Origin of the sequence: Ramlibacter aurantiacus (assembly GCF_016722895.1) — a bacterium.
Taxonomy (GTDB): domain Bacteria; phylum Pseudomonadota; class Gammaproteobacteria; order Burkholderiales; family Burkholderiaceae_C; genus Ramlibacter; species Ramlibacter aurantiacus.
Window position 1 is genome coordinate 60042 of sequence record NZ_JAEQNA010000004.1, and the last position, 16990, is coordinate 77031.

Annotated in this window: 16 protein-coding genes; 5 read left to right on the top strand and 11 right to left on the bottom strand. The window is 68.3% G+C overall.

Annotation, left to right across the window (positions count from 1 at the left end; genetic code table 11):
- Positions 1–27: 27 nt before the first annotated feature.
- From JI739_RS12175 to ilvD, 3 genes are read right to left on the bottom strand one after another with little or no spacing between them, the layout of a single operon-like run.
- Complete coding sequence (locus JI739_RS12175; protein WP_201684187.1) at positions 28–915, bottom strand: TauD/TfdA dioxygenase family protein; 888 nt, start codon at positions 913–915, stop codon at positions 28–30.
- 16 nt (positions 916–931) lie between these two features.
- Positions 932–1915, bottom strand: a complete 984-nt coding sequence (locus JI739_RS12180) for a tripartite tricarboxylate transporter substrate binding protein (RefSeq protein WP_236589525.1) — start codon at positions 1913–1915, stop codon at positions 932–934.
- Positions 1916–1962: 47 nt separating this feature from the next.
- A complete protein-coding gene (gene ilvD, locus JI739_RS12185) occupies positions 1963–3645 on the bottom strand; it encodes a dihydroxy-acid dehydratase (protein ID WP_201684188.1) in 1683 nt (560 codons plus the stop codon).
- Positions 3646–3884: 239 nt separating this feature from the next.
- Here ilvD and JI739_RS12190 point away from each other — a divergent pair, with 239 nt between their 5' ends.
- The 3 genes from JI739_RS12190 to JI739_RS12200 are packed head-to-tail and all read left to right on the top strand — an operon-like array spanning position 3885 to position 6909.
- Positions 3885–4844: an amidohydrolase family protein gene (locus JI739_RS12190; protein WP_201684189.1), complete on the top strand. Its 960-nt coding sequence runs from the start codon at positions 3885–3887 to the stop codon at positions 4842–4844.
- A complete protein-coding gene (locus tag JI739_RS12195; protein ID WP_201684190.1) occupies positions 4841–5899 on the top strand; it encodes a Rieske 2Fe-2S domain-containing protein in 1059 nt (352 codons plus the stop codon). The genes JI739_RS12190 and JI739_RS12195 overlap by 4 nt, the downstream gene beginning before the upstream one ends.
- 41 nt (positions 5900–5940) lie before the next feature.
- On the top strand, positions 5941–6909 hold the full coding sequence (locus JI739_RS12200) for a Bug family tripartite tricarboxylate transporter substrate binding protein (protein WP_201684191.1): 969 nt from the start codon (positions 5941–5943) through the stop codon (positions 6907–6909).
- A 97-nt stretch (positions 6910–7006) separates the two neighbouring features.
- Here JI739_RS12200 and gtdA read toward each other — a convergent pair whose 3' ends face one another.
- The 3 genes from gtdA to JI739_RS12215 are packed head-to-tail and all read right to left on the bottom strand — an operon-like array spanning position 7007 to position 10086.
- Entirely contained in the window at positions 7007–8032 is a 1026-nt protein-coding gene (gene gtdA / locus JI739_RS12205) for a gentisate 1,2-dioxygenase (protein ID WP_201684192.1), read from the bottom strand.
- Between the two features lie 4 nt (positions 8033–8036).
- Positions 8037–8888 carry a fumarylacetoacetate hydrolase family protein gene (locus JI739_RS12210; RefSeq protein ID WP_201684193.1) on the bottom strand — a complete coding sequence of 284 codons (852 nt, stop codon included), beginning with the start codon at positions 8886–8888 and terminating at the stop codon, positions 8037–8039.
- Positions 8889–8907: 19 nt separating this feature from the next.
- The gene (locus tag JI739_RS12215; protein WP_354003721.1) at positions 8908–10086 is read right to left on the bottom strand and encodes a 3-hydroxybenzoate 6-monooxygenase; all 1179 of its coding nucleotides are present in this window, start codon (positions 10084–10086) and stop codon (positions 8908–8910) included.
- A 113-nt stretch (positions 10087–10199) separates the two neighbouring features.
- On the opposite strand from JI739_RS12215, the gene JI739_RS12220 reads away from it, so the two are divergent.
- On the top strand, positions 10200–11150 hold the full coding sequence (locus JI739_RS12220; RefSeq protein WP_201684195.1) for a LysR family transcriptional regulator: 951 nt from the start codon (positions 10200–10202) through the stop codon (positions 11148–11150).
- 20 nt (positions 11151–11170) lie between these two features.
- Here the strand turns inward: JI739_RS12220 and JI739_RS12225 are convergent, their stop codons facing one another.
- Genes JI739_RS12225 through JI739_RS12245 form a run of 5 tightly spaced genes read right to left on the bottom strand, consistent with a single transcriptional unit; the run spans position 11171 to position 16232 of the window.
- Complete coding sequence (locus JI739_RS12225) at positions 11171–11581, bottom strand: cytochrome C oxidase subunit IV family protein (protein ID WP_201684196.1); 411 nt, start codon at positions 11579–11581, stop codon at positions 11171–11173.
- 14 nt (positions 11582–11595) lie between these two features.
- Positions 11596–12324 (bottom strand): heme-copper oxidase subunit III family protein, encoded by a 729-nt coding sequence (locus JI739_RS12230; protein ID WP_201684197.1) that lies wholly within the window; start codon positions 12322–12324, stop codon positions 11596–11598.
- Between the two features lie 36 nt (positions 12325–12360).
- Complete coding sequence (locus JI739_RS12235) at positions 12361–13059, bottom strand: cytochrome c oxidase subunit 3 (RefSeq protein WP_236589527.1); 699 nt, start codon at positions 13057–13059, stop codon at positions 12361–12363.
- A gap of 4 nt (positions 13060–13063) precedes the next feature.
- Positions 13064–14863, bottom strand: coding sequence for a cytochrome c oxidase subunit I (locus JI739_RS12240; RefSeq protein ID WP_201684198.1), 1800 nt, complete (start codon positions 14861–14863; stop codon positions 13064–13066).
- 16 nt (positions 14864–14879) lie between these two features.
- Positions 14880–16232 carry a c-type cytochrome gene (locus JI739_RS12245; RefSeq protein ID WP_201684199.1) on the bottom strand — a complete coding sequence of 451 codons (1353 nt, stop codon included), beginning with the start codon at positions 16230–16232 and terminating at the stop codon, positions 14880–14882.
- A 255-nt stretch (positions 16233–16487) separates the two neighbouring features.
- Here JI739_RS12245 and JI739_RS12250 point away from each other — a divergent pair, with 255 nt between their 5' ends.
- Complete coding sequence (locus tag JI739_RS12250; protein WP_201684200.1) at positions 16488–16898, top strand: RNA-binding protein; 411 nt, start codon at positions 16488–16490, stop codon at positions 16896–16898.
- Positions 16899–16990: the final 92 nt, after the last annotated feature.

Below are 16990 nucleotides of genomic sequence, written 5' to 3' on the forward strand. Positions count from 1 at the left end.
GAGCACCGGGGCACGAACGCCCGTTCTTCAAGCCTCCGCCATCTCCACCAGCGGCAGATCCCCCACCACCGTCGTGCGCCGCAAATCCCGACGCTCGCTGAAGTCATCGAACGGTGTCGCCCGGTGCATGGTGCAGCGGTTGTCCCACAGCAGCAGGTCACCCACGCGCCACTTGTGCTGGTAGACGAACTGCGGCTGCGTGGCGAACTCGGTCAGCTCCTTCAGCAAGGCGCGGCCCTCTTCCACCGGCATGCCCACCACATGCGAGGCATGCGAGGCCAGGAACAGCGACTTGCGACCCGAGCGCGGATGCGTCTGCACCAGGAACTGCTTGGTCGGACGGCGCCGCTGGAGTTCTTCCTCGGTGAACTCGAAGCCCACCAGCTTGCGCGAGTAGAACGCCGAGTGCTCGACCACCAGGCCCTCGATGCGCCGCTTCATGTCCGACGGCAACGCGTCGTAGGCGGCGCGCATGTCGGCGAACTCGGTGTCGGCGCCCGCGCCGGGGATGACGCGCGCCGACAGGATCGAGTAGCCGGCGCCGCCGGGCTGGAACGAGCTGTCGGTGTGCCACATCAGGTTGGCGTTGCGGTAGGCACGGCGGCGGTCGCTGTCTTCCAGGATCTGGTTGTTCTCGTCCAGGTTCGAGACATCGAACAGCTCGGGGTACTTCATGCGCACGACCTCCTGGCTGCCGCGCCCGAAGTGGGGCGAGCTCTCCAGGGGGCCGAACAGGCGGCTGAAGGCGATCTGCTGCTCGTCGCCGATCTGCTGGTCGCGGAAGACCGACACGCCATAGGCGTCCATCGCCTGCATGGTGGCCTCGGCCATCTGCGGGGTGGATTCGACACGCAGGTCGGCGCCGATCAGCTCGCAGGCGAACGTGGGGGTGACGGGCTTGATGGTGAATGGCATGTCGCTCTCCCCGGCCTCAGTCGATGCTGATGTTGGCCTTGCGGACCACGGCTTCCCAGCGCTTGAGCTCGTCGCGCACGAACTGGTCGAACTGCTCGGGGCTGGAGCCGATCGGCTCGAGGCCGATGTCGAGCAGCCGCTTCTTCAGGTCTTCGGTGCGCAGCGCCTTCGCGACGTCGTCGCTGATCTTGCGCACCAGCTCGCGCGGCGTGGCGGCGGGCACGACGAGGCCGTTGATGCTCTGCACGTTGAAGCCCTGCAGCACCTCGCCAAAAGCCGGGATGTCGGGTGCGCTGGGGTCGCGCTTGGCGCTCAGGACCGCGATGGGCTTGAGGCGGCCACTCTTGATGTGCGGCATGCTGGCGAACAGCGGATCGATCAGCAGCTCGACCCGGCCGTCGGACACGTCCGGGTAGGCGCCACCGCTGCCCTTGTAGGGGATGTGCACCATCTCGATGCCGGCCTGCTGCTTGAGCAGTTCGCCGCCCAGGTGCATGGAGCTGCCCGCGCCGGGCGTGGCGTAGCTCAGCTTGCCCGGATTGGCCTTGGCATAGGCGATCAGTTCGCGCAGGTTGTTGAACGGTGTCTTGGGCGAGGCCACCAGGACGATGCCCGAGACCGCGGTCATGCCGACGCCGGCCAGGTCCTTGAGCGTGTCGAAGGGCATGGACTTGCGCAGGCTGGGATTGATCACGTGCGAGGTGACCACCATGCCCAGCGTGTAGCCGTCCGGCGCCGATTTGGCGACGAAGTCGGTGCCCAGCACGGTGCCGGCGCCCGGCTTGTATTCCACGATGATGTTCTGGCCCCAGATCTTCTGCAGCTCGCCCTGCATCAGGCGCGCCAGGATGTCGATGCCGCCACCGGGCACGTTGGGCACGATCAGCCGGATGGGCTTGTTCGGCCAGTTGCTGGTGGCGCCCTGGGCCATGGCCGCGAACGGCAGGGGAGTGGTCGCGGCGGCGGCCACGGCGAGCAGTTGACGTCGGTTGAGTTTCATCGTTTGTCTCCGATGGTTGATGTGGGTCAAGGAATGCGAAAACGTCTTCAGCGGGTCGAGTTGCGCAGCACCGCCCCCTCGTGCACGGGACCGACGTTGTCGCGGTAGATGGTGAGCCAGCCGCGCGGCACCGGCACGCCGAATTCTCGCTTTTCGGCCCGACGCTGCTGCAGGGTTTCCTCGGGGACGTGCAGGTCGACGATGCGCCGTTCGACGTCGATCTCGATCTCGTCGCCTTCGTTGATCAGGCCGATGGGGCCGCCGTCGCCCGCCTCGGGCGAGGCTTCGCCCACGACCAGGCCCTTGTTGACCAGGCCGGAGAGCTGCCCCTCGGTGATCACGGCCACGTCGTCGATCAGACCCGCGCCGTCGAGCGCGAACACGACGGCCGAGGTCATCGCCATGCCGGGGCCGCCGCGCACGCCCAGGCCGCGCAGCACGACCACCGAGCCGCGACGAACCTGGCCCGCCTTGATGGCCGCGAGCGCCTCGTCGCGTGAATGGAAAAGCTGCGCCGGACCACGAAAGCGCATGGTGCGGCCCTCGGTGCCACCGATGCGGACGATGCCGCCGCCGGGCAGCAGGCTGCCGCGCACGATGTTGAGCGAGGGCACGCGCGAGAGCGGCTGCTCCAGGGTGGCGATGGCACCCGGCGCACCGGGCTGCACGCCGGCCAGCACCTCGCCGACCCTGCGGCCGCTCACGGTGAGCACCTCCCGATCGAGCAGCGGCTCCAGCCGCTTGAGCAGGGTGAGCGCGCCACCGGCCTGCTCGAACTCGGCGATGGTGCCGTGGCCGTTGGGACGCACCGCCGCCAGCAGCGGAGTGGTGCGGGCGCACTCGTCGAAAACGGTGTAGAGGTCGATGTCCAGGCCGGCTTCCACGGCCACGGCCTGCAGGTGCTTCACGGCATTGATGGAGCCGCTGACGCTGAGCACCGCGATGGCGGCGTTGCGGAAGGCGCCGGCAGTGAGCACGTCGCGCGGCTTGAGGTCCTGCCACACCATCTCGACGATGCGGCGGCCCGAGGCGCGGGCGTTGTCGAACATCTTGTCGCTGAGCGCCTGCACCGGCGCCGAACCCGGCAGGCTCATGCCGAGTGACTCGGCGGCGATGTGCATGGTGTTGGCGGTGCCCATGCCGGCGCACACGCCCGGGCTGCGCACGGCGTTGTCCGCGAGGTTGGCCAGCTCATCGACCGTGATGCCGCCGCTGGCGATGTAGCCGGCGCGAAGGAAGACCTCCTCGATGTCGACCGACTCGCCCTTGTATTCGCCGGTCTGCTGGTAGCCGCAGCTGACGATGAGGGCCGGCACGTTCATGCGCGCCGCGGCCATGAGCTGGCCGGGCGTGGTCTTGTCGCACGAGGCCAGGCAGACCATGCCGTCGAGCAGCGCGCCGTCGACGGCCACTTCGATGTCGTTGGCGATGAGGTCGCGTGTGGGCAGGATGTAGCTACCGCCGCAGCCGGCGCTGGTGATGAAGTCGCTCGAGGCCGCGGTGCGGATCTCGAAGGGCACGCCGCCGGCCTCGCGGATGGCCTTGGAGACCTCGGCCGCCACCTCGTCGAGGTGCGAGAAGCAGCTCGACAGCTTCGAGGACGAGTTCACCACCGCGATCTTGGGCCTGGTGAGCTCCTCGTCGTTCAGACCCAGCGCCCGCCACTGGGCGCGGCGGCCGGCCCACAAGGTGGAGCCGGGCTGGAGGTTGCTTCGGAGGGGTCGGGTCATGGCTGTGTGCGGTTGGCGCGCGGGGAGGGGAACGATGGCAAGGATGGCAGCGCCGCCAGGGCCTGACCAATGCATCCGGGTGCCGGGGCCTCCGATTTGTTTATGGCCCACGGCCAGGGGCTTCCAATGAGCAAGCCTTATGGACAACATAAGGCCGGCGCACTCGCGCCGGCTGGCGGTCGCCGCTAACCTGCCTGCCCGCATCCCACCCGCACCCTAGAGAACACCGAGGAGACACCGTGAGCGACCGGATCGACGTCCATTTCCATCCCGTGCCGGAAGGCTTCAAGCGGGCCGCCGCCGCCGCCGGGCTGGGCACCACCATCGCGTCGGGATTTCCGCGGTGGACGCCCGAGCTGTCGCTGGAGGTGATGGACCGCCACGGCATCGCCACCGCCATCACCTCGATCTCGCAGCCGGGCGTGCACTTCGGCGACGACGCGGCGGCGCGCGCGCTGGCCCGGGAGTGCAACGAGGACGCCGCGGCCTTGATGCAGCGCTGGCCGAGCCGCTTCGGCGCCTTCGCCACCGTGCCCATGCCCGACGTGGACGGCGCCCTGCGCGAGATCGAGCACGCGCTGGACGTGCTGAAGCTGGACGGCGTATGCCTGCTGGCCAGCTACGGCGAGCGCTTCATCGGCGATGCGGCCTTCGAGCCGGTGCTGCAGCTGCTGGACGAGCGCGAGGCGGTGGTGTTCCTGCATCCCAACTTCCACCCCAGCAGCCGGCGTATCCAGTGGGCGCTGCCGGGCTTCCTGACCGAGTTCCCGATCGATACGACGCGGGCGACCACGCACCTGGTGGTGTCGGGCGCCACGGCCCGCTTCCGGCGCATCCGCTTCATCCTGAGCCACGCGGGCGGCGCGCTGCCCTACCTCGCCTGGCGCCTGTCGGTGGCGCCGCTGGTGGACAAGCGCTTCGCCGAGCACACCGGCGCCAGCATCCTGGGGGAGATCGGCCGCTTCTGGTACGACACCGCGCAAGCCGCTGGCGACCCGGTGCTGGCCACGCTGCGCGAGGTCACCACCCCCGACCACATCCTGTTCGGCAGCGACTGGCCCTACTGCCCCGAGACCGTGGTGCAGGCCACGACCGACGCGGTGGCCGGCTCGCGCGTGCTCGACGCCGAGGCGATCGCCGGCACCTTCCGAAACAACGCGCTGGCGCTGTTCCCGCGCCTGGCCCACCTGAGTTCATGAACCGGAGACTCGACACCATGGCTTTCCTGCGCAACACCTGGTATGTGGCCGCCTGGACCAGCGAGATCGGGCGCGACCTGTTCCACCGGACGATCCTGGGCGAGCCGGTGCTGATGTTCCGGCGCGAGGACGGGCAGGTGGTCGCGATGCAGGACCGCTGCCCGCACCGCTTCGTGCCGCTGCACCTGGGCCGCCTGGAGGGCGACACGGTGCAGTGCGGCTACCACGGCCTGCAGTTCGACACCCGCGGCGATTGCGTGGGCAATCCCTTCGACGGCAAGCTGCCGCGCAACGCCAAGGTGAAGACCTACGCCGTGCACGAGAAGCACCAGATCGTGTGGTGGTGGGGCGGCGATGCGGCCGAGGCCGATCCGGCGCTGATCCCCGACTTCAGCTACCTGGAAGACGCGAGCAAATCGAAGGTGCCGGGCTACAAGCATGTGAAGGCGCACTACGAGCTGCTGGTGGACAACCTGGCGGACCTGAGCCACACGCACATCCTGCACCGCAGCAACCTGGGCATCGACAACCCGCGCGGCGAGCACGAGGTGACGCAGGTGGGGGACGTGGTGCACAGCCGGTTCTGGTATCCCTCGATCCCGGTGCCACCCATGTACGGCCGGTATCTCGGGGACTCCGATGCCGTCGTCGACCGCTGGACCGAGATCACCTGGAATGCGCCGGGCAACATCCGGCTCGACGCCGGCGTGACCTATGCCGGGAAGAGCCGTGGAGAAGGCATCAACGCGATCGGCACCCACTTGTTCACGCCGGAGACCGAGACATCCACGCATTACTTCTACTGCCACGTGCGCGACTTCAAGGTGGGCGACCCCGCCGCCGACGAATCGATCCGGCGGTGGCAGCAGGAGGCCTTCCACGGCGAGGACGCGCCCATGATCGAGGCACAGCAGCAAAGCATGGGCGGGATGACCGACCTGCTGGCGCTCAAGCCGGTGCTGCTGGCCAGCGACGCCGGCGCGATCCGCATCCGTCGCGTGCTGGCCGCACGGATCGCCGCTGAAGAAGCGGCGCGCCAGGCGGCATCGACCTGATCCTCAGACCCATTTCGTTCGACAGACCCAAGGAGACAAGCATGAAGATGTTCACGCGCGCCGCGATCGCGGCGCTGAGCCTGGCCGTGGCGGCCCCGATGGCCTACGCACAGGATTGGCCGGCCAAGCCGGTGAAGCTGGTGGTGCCCACCGGCCCGGGGTCGTCGCCCGACATCTTCGCGCGCCTGCTGGGCAATTCGCTGCAGCCGCGCATCAGCCAGAGCGTGGTGATCGAGAACAAGCCCGGCGCCAGCGGCTCCCTGGGGATCGACCAGGTGGCCAAGTCGGCCGGCGACGGCTACACGCTCGGCGTGGCCTACCCGGCGCCGCTGACGACCAACCTGCTGATGATGAAGAAGATGCCTTACGACGCGAAGAAGGATCTTCAGCTGATCACGAACGCGGTGCAGCAGCCCACGGTGCTGATCATCGGCAAGCACCTGGAGGCCAGGAACCTCCCCGAGCTGGTGGCGCTGGTGAAGAAGAACCCGGGCAAGTACAACAGCGCCTCGGCCGGCGCCGCGTCGCTGGGCCGCCTGCTGGCGGAAGCCTTCGCCGCGCAGGTGGGCTCCTCGATCCAGAACGTGGTCTACAACGGCGCGGCGCCCACCCTGGTGGCCATGGTGCGGGGCGACGTGGACTTCGCGTTCCTGCCGGCCGCCGGCGTGATGGCGTTCGTGAAGGACGACAAGGTGCGCCTGGTGGGTGTGGCGGCCGACAAGCGCTCGACCCTGCTGCCCAACGTACCGACCCTGAAGGAGAACGGACTGGACATCGATGGTTCGAACTGGCTGGGCATCGTCGCGCCGGCATCGGTGCCGGCGGACGTGGCCGCCCGCATGCGGCGCGAGATCAACGCGGCCTTGAACGCGCCCGAGACGAAGAAGATCCTCAGCGACAACTACATGGAGGTGATCGCCAGCACGCCGGCCGAGTTCGCGTCCGTGGTGGACGCCGACATCACGCGCTGGAAGCCGCTGATCGAGAAGCTGCAGATCCGCATCGACTGAGATCAGACCCCCGAAGCGCCTTGCGGCGCCTCCCCCTCGAGGGGGCGCCACCGGCGGCCCGGCAAAGCCGGTTCCGTGGTGGCCGGGGCGGCTTTCCCTACGCCTCTTTCCAGATGCGCAGGGCCTGCTGCACCGGTCGATCTGAAAACGAGAACAGCACGGCGTCGCCGTCGCACTCGTGGCTCACCGGCACCCAGGAGGGCACGACGAAGACGTCGTGCGGCTTCCATTCGATGCGCCGCTCGCCGACCAGCGAGGCGCCCTCACCCTCGACGACGCAGAACACGGTGCCGTCGGTGGCGCGGTGCGCGGCGCCGCGGAAGCCCCGCGGCAGCCATTGCATGAAGGCGGCCATCGTGGGCGTGGCGGGGCCGCCGGTGGTCGGGTCGACGAACTCCTGCTTGTGCCCGTGGCAGGGATGCGCGGGCGCTCGCTCGGCCATGCGCTGCAGCACCGCCCGGGTACGGGCATAGGGATACCGGAACAGCGGATTGCGCGCGGGGCCCGGCACGCCCACCGGGCGCATGTTGTGCGCGTAGCGGTCCATCGACTCGTCGTCGGCCCGGTCCAGCAGCTGGTGGGGATCCGGGTTGCGCTCGCTGAAGCCGGCCTCGAACATCTGGATCATGGGCACGTCGAGCCCGTCGAGCCAGACCACGGGTTCGCTGCCCGGGTTGGAGTGGTCGTGGAAGGTGCCCGAGGGCGTGATGATGAAGTCGCCCGCCTCCATCGGCGTGCGTTCGCCGTCCACCGAGGTGAAGCCGCCGCGCCCTTCGATGACCAGCCGGATGGCAGTGGCCGTGTGCCGGTGGCTGTGGGCCACCTCGCCGGGCAGCAGCAGCTGGATGCCGGCGTAGAGCGAGCGGGTGATCTGCGACTTGCCGCGCAGGGCCGGGTTCTCCAGCACCAGCACGCGGCGCTCGGCTTCCTCGGCGCTGATCAGGCGGCCGGCCTCCTCCAGGTGGGGCAGCACCTCGGCGAAGGACCAGTGCACCGGCTCCAGGATGCTGCGCGGCTGCGGCGGCACCAGCGCGGCCAGCACCTCCCACAGGGGCGCGAGATGGCGGCTGTCGATGCGGCGGTAGAACGCCTGCCGCGGGTTCTCTGGGGCGTCGGCGGGCATGGGCTTACCTCGCCGCCACGCGCAGTTCGCCGATGCCCTCGATGCGCGCGACGATGGTGTCGCCAGGCTTGACCGGACCAACGCCTTCGGGCGTGCCGGTGTAGATCACGTCGCCCGGGTGCAGGGTGTAGAAGCGCGTGGCGAATTCGATGAGGCCGGCCACGTCGATGATCAGCTCGGCGGTGTTGGATCGCTGGCGCGACTGGCCGTTGACGCTGAGCTCGAGGGCGAGCGCGCCCGTGTCGGCGAGTTCGTCGGCCGTGACCAGCCAGGGCCCGAGGACCGAGTAGCCGTCGGGCGACTTGCGCATGCTGCGCTCCTCCGGGCCGCGGATGGTGATGTCCAGCCCGATGGTGTAGCCCGCCACATAGGACAAGGCGTCGGCGGCGGCCACGTTCTTGGCGGTGCGGCCGATGACGACAGCCAGCTCGACTTCGTGGTCGGTGCGGCGGTCGGGGTGGATGATGGGCACGCCCTCGCTGGCGCCGACCAGCGAGCTGGTGGCCTTGAGGAAGAGCCCCGCGCGCTGGATTTCGCTGATCTGGTTGTTGTGGTGCAGGTTGGCGTCACCCAGCACCTCCTGCAGGTGCTTGACGTAGTTGACGGGCGCGGCCACCAGCTTGCCGGGGTTGGCCACGGGACTGAGCAGGCGCACGCCGGCCAGCGGCACGCGAGGCGCGTTCGCCACGGCCGCTTCGAGACGCGGGCGCAGCGTGGCCAGATGGGCGATGAGCGGGTCGTGGCGCGGCAGCGGATAGCGCACCGCCGGCAGCTCGTCGAGCACGGAGGTGACGTCGGCCAACTCGTCGCCGAGCACCACGCCCAGCCGGTCATCGTTGAAGCGGCACAGTTTCATAAGGTCTCCTGGGGTTTCTTCAAATCGGGTCGTACAGCCAGGCCAGGCTCTCGCGCGACTGCTCCGGGGTGCGGCTGCGCAGGAACTGGTTGCGCAGCTCGCGCACCGGGCCCTCCGCATGGTAGGCCGCGCCATACAGGCGGGCGGTGAGCTGCACGCGGCATGTGCGCACGGAACGGTCGGCCTGGTAGGCCAGGAAGGCCTGCGCCAGGTCGGCACGATGCTGGTCGGCGCGTTGCGCCAGCACCATCGCGTCTTCCATCGCCATGCAGGCGCCCTGGGCCATGTACTGGAGCATGGGGTGCGCGGCATCGCCGAGCAGCGTGACGCGGCCCTGGCTCCAGTCGGACACCGGCTCGCGGTCGCATAGCACCCACATGCGCCAGGTCTCGATCTTGGACAGCAGCTGCTGCACCGGCTCGCAGGCGGCGCTGAAGCGCTGGTGCAGCTCGGCCGGGTCGCCGTAGGTGTCCCAGCCCTCCTCGTATCGGTCGCTGTGGAAGACCGCGACCAGGTTGAACAACTCGCCGCGCCGCAGCGGGTACTGCACCAGGTGGAGCTTGGGGCCGGCCCACAGCGTCATGTCGTTGAAGCGCAGGTGGCTGGGCACCTCGGCGGCGGGCAGCACGGCGCGGTAGGCGATGTGGCCGGAGACGTGCGGCTTGCCGTCGCCGACGACCTTCTCGCGGATTCGCGACCACAGCCCATCGGCGCCGATCAGCGCAGCGCCCACGTGCGTGGCGCCCGCCTCGGTGGTGACCCGCACGCGGCGGCCGTCGTCCTCGAAGTCGACCAGCTTCTGGCCCGTGAGGAGGCGAATGGCCGGCTCGGCGCGGCAGGCGTCCACCAGCACCTGGTGGAGGTCGGCCCGGTAGATCACGCCGTAGGGCTGCTTGAAGCGCTCCAGGAAGGGCTGGCCCAGGCCGATGCGCGTGACCTCTTCGCCGCTGAGCGCGTCCATCATCACCAGGCCGTCGGGATAGACGACGACGCGCTCGATGGCCTCGCGCAGGTCGAGCGCATCGAACACGCGGAACGCGTTGGGGCCGAGCTGGATGCCGGCGCCGATCTCCTTGAGCTCGGCTGACTGCTCCAGCACCGTCACCTCGAAGCCGCGCCGGGCCAGCGCGAGCGCGGCCGCGCAGCCGCCGATGCCGCCGCCCACGATCAGGAGCGGCCCGCCTGCACTTGTCTCCATCATGGATTCCTGTTGCTTGCTAGTGGGATGCGGCAGCTTAGGGGCCGCCCCCCGATCAAGCCAGCCAATGCGCCTTATGGATGGACTAAGGGAGGCTTATGCGATCATGAACCATGGCCAACATCGACCTGCACACGCTGCGCGTCTTCGATGAGATCTACAAGAGCGGGAGCCTGTCGAAGACCGCGGAACGCCTCGGCCTGACGCAGCCGGCGATCAGCATCGCGCTGGCCAAGCTGCGCCGCCAGTTCGATGACGCGCTGTTCGTGCGGATCGGGCACACCATGCGGCCAACCCCCCAGGCCGAGGGCATGCTGCCCAATGTGCAGGCGGCCATCGCGGCGCTGGAGGGCACGCTGTCCTACCGCCTGAGCTTCGATGCGGCGACCACGGACACCACCTTCCGCATCGCGATGACCGACATCGGCCAGATCGTGCTGCTGCCGCGGCTGCTGAACGAACTGGCGGTGGCCGCGCCGCATGCCAGCGTGGAGATGAGCAACATCACCGACCGTGCCCCCCAGCTGCTGGAGTCCGGCGAGCTCGACCTGGTGGTGGGCTTCGCGCCCCAGTTTCCCGCCGGCTTCTATCAACAGGCGCTGTTCCGCGAGCGCTTCGCCTGCCTGGCAAGATCCGACCATCCGCGCATCCGCGACGCGCCGACGCTAGACGCCTTCAAGGCCGAAGGCCATGTGGTGGTGGTGACGTCCGGCACCGGGCATCTGATCCTCGAGCGCACACTGCAGAGCTTGAACGTGCATCGGCCGGTGAAGGTGCGCATTCCCAACTTCCTCGGACTGGCGACGATCGTCGGCACGACCGACTACATCTGCACGCTGCCGCGCCGCGCCGCGCTGATCATGGCGCGCGACAAGGGCATCGCCGCCTGGGACGTGCCGTTCGAGTTGCCCGACTATGTGGTCAAGCAGCACTGGCACGAACGGCAGATGCGAGACCCCGCCAACCGGTGGCTGCGCGAGATGATGAGCCGGCTGTTCCTGTCGCGCGAAGCTCCCTTGGCACACGCGCAGGCGGAGGACAGGCCCGACCGGGTGTCCCCCTGAGAGGCGGGCGCCACCCCGGGCTACCGGTGCGGCGCGGCCTGTGGGGGGGTGGCCTGCTCGGCCGCGACGGCAGAGAAACCGCCCCGGGTGACCCGCGTATTGCCGGCTTCCAGCGCGCCGATGCCCAACAGCGTGACCAGCAGCAAGGGCGGCACGACAACGGCATAGACCAGCGCCAGCCGCTCCCACAGCATGTGCATGAAGACCGCAACGATCAGCCCTGCCTTCAGCAGCATGAAGACGATGATCAGCGACCAGCGCAGCAGGCCCTGCAGCTGGAAGTAGTCGACCATGTATGAAGCCGCGCTGAGGACGAACAGCAATCCCCAGATCTTCAAGTACACGCCCAGCGGGTGTTGCTGACCCTGCCCATGTGCGTCGGCGGCGGTGCCGCCGTGCGCGGCGTGTGTCGGATGACTGCCCGTGTCCATGGAATGCTCCCGTCCTACCAGAGGTAGAAGAAGGCGAAGATGAAGACCCAGACGAGGTCGACGAAGTGCCAGTACAAGCCCATGGTCTCGACGATCTCGTAGTTGCCGCGGCGCCCGGTCAGGAAGCCCGGGCGCTCCCCCTCGAGGTCGCCGCGGGCCACCTTCAGGGCGACGATCAGCAGGAAGACCACGCCGATGGTCACGTGCGTGCCGTGGAAGCCGGTGATCATGAAGAACGACGAGCCGAACTGGGCGGCGCCCCACGGATTGGCCCAGGGCCGCACCCCTTCGGAGATCAGCTTGGCCCACTCGAAGGCCTGCATGCCGACGAAGGCGGCACCGAGCACCGCCGTGGCAAGCAGCAGCGCGGCGGTGCGCCGGCGGTCGCGGCGATAGCCGTAGTTCACGGCCAGCGCCATCGTGCCGCTGCTGCTGATCAGGACGAAGGTCATGATGGCGATCAGCAGCAGCGGGACCTGCGTGCCGAACATCGTCAGCGAGAACACTTCGCTCGGGTTCGGCCACGGCACGACGGTCGACATGCGCGCCGTCATGTAGGAGATGAGGAAAGTGCCGAAGACGAAGGTGTCGCTGACCAGGAAGATCCACATCATCGGCTTGGCCCAGGGAACGCCCTTGAAGGCGCGCTGGTCCGACGACACGTCCGCGACGACGCTGCGCCAGGGGCCGGCTGCAGCCGAGGTCTGCGTCGTTGTCGCTGTCGTTGCCGGTATCGAGCTCATGGTGCAGGCCTCCGTGAACGCACGCCGGTCCGCCCGTCACAGGGGCGTGGTGGAACAGATCGCCAGCCCCAGGTCCTCGGACACCAGCAGGGCATACAGGACCAGCCAGACGGCGAGCAGGTAATGCCAGTAGGTCGCGCACAGCTCCACCGCCAGCCTTCCCTCGCGCGTACCGCGGGCGCGGCCGGCGCGGTAGAGGGTGCGCGCCCAGGCGACCAGCCCCCCCGCCACGTGCAGACCGTGCACGGCGGTGAACAGGTAGAAGAACGCGGCCGCGGCGCTGCGGGTCGCGAAATAGTCCGCCTCGTGCAACTGCTTCCAGACCACGAGCTGGCCGGCCAGGAAGGCGGTGGTGAGCACGCCAGCGGCCAGCAGCCCCCGGCGCAGCGCGGCCTCATCGCCGCGGCGTGCCGCGCGTACGCAGGCCGCCATGGCCAGGCTCGCGGCGGCCAGCAGGACCGTGTTCAGCTGAAGCAAGCGCGGGCGCGGTATCGGGCTCCAGTCGGCGAAGCCCAGTCGCATGGCGTAGGCGCTGACGAACAGCACGAACAGCGAGCTGGCCACGCCCAGGAACACCCACAGGCCGGCGCGCGCCGCGGGAAGCGCCAGCTCCGCCCGCGGCGCGGCGTCCGTCGGCGCCTCCGGGCCCCAGGGCTGCACGTTGACGGTATGGCGCAGCAGCCAGCCGACGATGACGGCCATCAGCAGCGTGAGGAAGACCATTCCGATGGTCATGTCGCTAGGCTCCGGCGGCCCGCTCGCCCTTCACCCAGGCGGCGTCAGCCACCTCCGACGGCGGCACGTTCTGCGGGATGTAGTCGGCCTGCACGCCCGGCACGCCGTAGTCGTAGGCCCAGCGATACACCACCGGCAGTTCCTTGCCGAAGTTGCCGTGCCGCGGGGGTGTTTCGGAGGTCTGCCACTCCAGTGTCGTGGCGCCCCAGGGGTTGCCACCGGCGGGCCTGCCGCGGAAATAGCTGGCCACCAGGTTGTAGAGGAAGACGAGCTGCGCCGCGCCCACGACGAAGGCCGCGATGGAGATCCAGGCGTTGAGCAGGTGGGCCGACTCCGGGATGAAGCTCGTTCCGCCGATGGCGTAGTAGCGCCGCGGGACGCCCATGAAGCCCAGGTAGTGCATGGGATAGAAGATCGCGTACGTGCCGACGAAAGTCACCCAGAAGTGCAGCTTGCCGAGCGGGTCGTCCAGCATCCGACCCGTGATCTTCGGATACCAGTGGTAGATGGCGCCGAACACCACCAGCACCGGGGCGATGCCCATGACCATGTGGAAGTGTGCGACGACGAACATGGTGTCCGACAACGGCAGGTCGACCACGACATTGCCCAGGAAGAGGCCAGTGAGGCCGCCGTTGACAAAGGTGAAGATGAAGGCGATGGCGAACAGCATCGGCACCGTGAGGCGTATGTTGCCGCGCCAGAGGGTCAGCACCCAGTTGTAGACCTTGATGGCCGTGGGTACTGCAATCACCAGCGTGGTGGTCGCGAAGAAGAAGCCGAAGTAGGGATTCATGCCGCTGACGTACATGTGGTGCGCCCACACGACGAAGCTGAGGCCACCGATCACCAGGATGGCCCAGACCATCATCCGGTAGCCGAAGATGTTCTTGCGGGCGTGGGTGCTGATCAGGTCCGAGACGATGCCGAAGGCCGGGAGGGCCACGATGTAGACCTCCGGGTGGCCGAAGAACCAGAACAGGTGCTGGAACAACAGCGGGTTTCCGCCCGTGTAGGCCAGCTGCTTTCCCTGGGACACCAGCGAAGGCATGAAGAAACTGGTCCCCAAGGTCTGGTCCAGCAGCATCATGACGGCACTCACGAACAACGCCGGAAAGGCGAGCAGCGCCAGGATGGTCGCCATGAAGATGCCCCAGACGGTGAGCGGCATGCGCATCAGCGTCATGCCACGCGCGCGCGCCTGGAGCACCGTGACCACGTAGTTCAGTCCACCCATGGTGAACCCGACCACGAAGACGAGGAGCGAGACCAGCAGCAGGATGATTCCCCAGCTCGCGCCGGGCGTGCCCTCCAGGATGGCCTGAGGCGGGTACATGGTCCAGCCTGCCCCGCTGGGACCACCCGGCACGAGCATGCTGGCCACGAGCAGGATGACCGCCAGCAGGTACATCCAGTAGCTCAGCATGTTCAGGTAGGGGAACACCATGTCACGGGCGCCCACCATCAGTGGGATCAGGTAGTTCCCGAAGCCGCCCAGGAACAAGGCGGTGAGCAGGTACACGACCATGATCATCCCGTGCATGCTCACCAGCTGCAGGTAGGTCGACGGGTTGATGAACGCGACGCGGCCGGGGAAGCCGAGTTGCAGGCGCATGAGCCACGAGAAGACGAGCGCCACCAGGCCGATGCCGATCGCGGTGAGCGCGTACTGGATCGCGATCACCTTGGCATCCTGGCTCCAGATGTACTTGCCGATGAACGTCTTCGGGTGATAGAGCTCGGCCTCGGGAATTTCGGCCGGCGGCGCGAAGCCGGTTTCGTCGTGCGCGACATGGCTGCTCATGGGGCGGTCTCCGTGGTCAGCGCGAGTTGATGTAGGCCAGCGTGTCGCCGATCGCCGCGTCGTCGTTCAGCATGGCGGCGATCAGGGCCATTTGCGCACCGTGGGTGTCCTGCGGGTGCCCGCCCCGCACCCCGTCGCGGAAGTTCTTCAACTGCCGCGCCATGTACCAGTCGCTCATGCCCTGCAGCCGCGGCGCATGGGTCGCTGCCACGCCGCGCCCGTCGGCACCGTGGCACGCCGCACAGGTCGCGTAAAGGCGTCGTCCCCGGTCGAGGTCGCCCTGGATGGTGGCCGTTCGTGGCGCCTCGGGCAGTGCGGCGATGTAGGCAGCGACGTCGGCCATGGCCTGGTCGTCGGGCAGCGTGGCCGCCATGGGCGCCATCATCTTTCCGAAGGTGTCTTGCTCGTGCGTGCCGCGCGCACCGGCCTTGAACAGTTGCAACTGGCGCGCGAGGTACCACGCGGGCTGCCCGCCCAGGCGAGGCGCATGGAGCGCCACGTTGCCCTCGCCGTTCGCGCCGTGACAGGCGGCACAGCTCGCGTACAGCGCCCGGCCGGCCGAGACGCTGCCGGCCGGGCGGTCGGCGGATTGCGTAAACGTGGTCTGCCGACCCAGCCATTCGCCATAGACGGCGGGCTCATCCACCACGACGCGACCCCGCATCGCGAAGTGACCGACGCCGCACAGCTCTTCGCACAGGAGGTCGTACGAGCCGGTCCGCGTGGGCGTGAACCAGGTGTAGGTGACCTGGCCCGGGACCAGGTCCATCTTCACCCGCAGCTGGGCCACGCCGAAGTTGTGCAGGACATCCTTGGACCGCAGCAGCAGCTTGATCGGCTGACCGAGGGGCACGTGCAACTCGGGGCCGGCCACGAGGATGTCGTCACGACCATGGGGATCGTGGCGGTCCAGGCCGAAGGGATTGGCATCCGTCACCAGCCTCGCATGCACCCGGCCCAGCTGGCCGTCCTTGCCGGGGAGCCGGTAGCTCCAGCTCCATTGCTGGGCGACCACCTCCACCACCTGCGCATCCTTCGGCACGCCGATCACGTCGGCCCAGACCATCAGGCCCGGCGCCAGCATCGCGGCTACGCCGCCACCGGTGAGCACGAGGAGCCACCATTCGAGCTTCTTGTTCTCAGGCTCGTAGGCGGCCCGTCCTTCGCGGCGGTACCGGTAGCGCACGAGGGCCCAGGCCATGAACAGGTTCACGGCGACGAAGACCACGCCGGTGACCCAGAAGGTGATCGCGATCGTGGTGTCGATCGCGCCCCAGTTCGATGCGATGGGCGTGAAGTACCAGGGGCTCAGGAAGTGGAAGAGGACCGACCCGAGGGCCAGCACCACCAGAACGATCGCGATTGCCATGGCTAGGCCCGCGTTCGACAGAGCCCCGGACGGGCGGACGCGGCACGCAAACGCAGGGGCCTGTGCATGGCAGCCTCCTTCGCACGCGATAGTGCAGAGATTCACTTGTACATCCCGCCGCGCCACATTGCAAATTCAGCAGCAGGCTCAGGCGCGGTCGATGCGACGCTTCCGGGGTCGCCGGAAGGGTCTTGCGAAGCGCGGGACGGCACAGGCCTATGCTGTGTGTCTCAGGGTTCGCCTTTGGAGGTTCGGATGAAGCACTTCAGCCTCTCTTCCGGCATGACGACGATGCGTGGCGTCTTCTATCCGCGCGGACACATCGTCCTGATGTTCCCGACGGAGCAGGACGTTCTGATGGCAGCGGACCTGCTGCGACAGGACGGCGTTTCGGAGGACGATCTGTCGGTCGCGACTCCGGAGGAATTCGAGCGGGAGATCAAGGGCTTGTGCCAGGACCACCCCGACGTGCTGTTGCCATCGGTCGGCACCGAGGCCGAAACTGCGCAGCACCTGCGGCGACTCGCCCATCAGGGGCACCACGCCCTCATCGTGCACGCGGGCGCCAAGCTCACCTCTCACCACGTGGTTGAGTTGCTGAAGGACACGCACTGCTCGTACGGACAGCGCTACCGATTCCTCGTCATCGAAGACCTGGTCTGCTGACCACCGGGCGCGCTGCCGGTGCCCCGGCATTGACCTGACCCGATCGCGAAGCCCGCCATCCGCCCGTTACCCGCTGGGCGTTGTTTCTGGCT

Bases quoted from the DNA above. Each gene is read 5' to 3' on its own strand.
- JI739_RS12235 (WP_236589527.1), bottom strand. From the start codon at position 13,059: ATGACCATCGGAATGGTCTTCCTCACGCTGCTGATGGCCGTCATCGTC.
- JI739_RS12220 (WP_201684195.1), top strand. From the start codon at position 10,200: ATGGCCAACATCGACCTGCACACGCTGCGCGTCTTCGATGAGATCTAC.
- JI739_RS12210 (WP_201684193.1), bottom strand. From the start codon at position 8,888: ATGAAACTGTGCCGCTTCAACGATGACCGGCTGGGCGTGGTGCTCGGC.
- JI739_RS12245 (WP_201684199.1), bottom strand. From the start codon at position 16,232: ATGGCAATCGCGATCGTTCTGGTGGTGCTGGCCCTCGGGTCGGTCCTC.
- JI739_RS12225 (WP_201684196.1), bottom strand. From the start codon at position 11,581: ATGGACACGGGCAGTCATCCGACACACGCCGCGCACGGCGGCACCGCC.
- ilvD (WP_201684188.1), bottom strand. From the start codon at position 3,645: ATGACCCGACCCCTCCGAAGCAACCTCCAGCCCGGCTCCACCTTGTGG.
- JI739_RS12195 (WP_201684190.1), top strand. From the start codon at position 4,841: ATGAACCGGAGACTCGACACCATGGCTTTCCTGCGCAACACCTGGTAT.
- JI739_RS12250 (WP_201684200.1), top strand. From the start codon at position 16,488: ATGAAGCACTTCAGCCTCTCTTCCGGCATGACGACGATGCGTGGCGTC.
- gtdA (WP_201684192.1), bottom strand. From the start codon at position 8,032: ATGCCCGCCGACGCCCCAGAGAACCCGCGGCAGGCGTTCTACCGCCGC.
- JI739_RS12230 (WP_201684197.1), bottom strand. From the start codon at position 12,324: ATGAGCTCGATACCGGCAACGACAGCGACAACGACGCAGACCTCGGCT.
- JI739_RS12175 (WP_201684187.1), bottom strand. From the start codon at position 915: ATGCCATTCACCATCAAGCCCGTCACCCCCACGTTCGCCTGCGAGCTG.
- JI739_RS12200 (WP_201684191.1), top strand. From the start codon at position 5,941: ATGAAGATGTTCACGCGCGCCGCGATCGCGGCGCTGAGCCTGGCCGTG.
- JI739_RS12240 (WP_201684198.1), bottom strand. From the start codon at position 14,863: ATGAGCAGCCATGTCGCGCACGACGAAACCGGCTTCGCGCCGCCGGCC.
- JI739_RS12180 (WP_236589525.1), bottom strand. From the start codon at position 1,915: ATGAAACTCAACCGACGTCAACTGCTCGCCGTGGCCGCCGCCGCGACC.
- JI739_RS12215 (WP_354003721.1), bottom strand. From the start codon at position 10,086: ATGGAGACAAGTGCAGGCGGGCCGCTCCTGATCGTGGGCGGCGGCATC.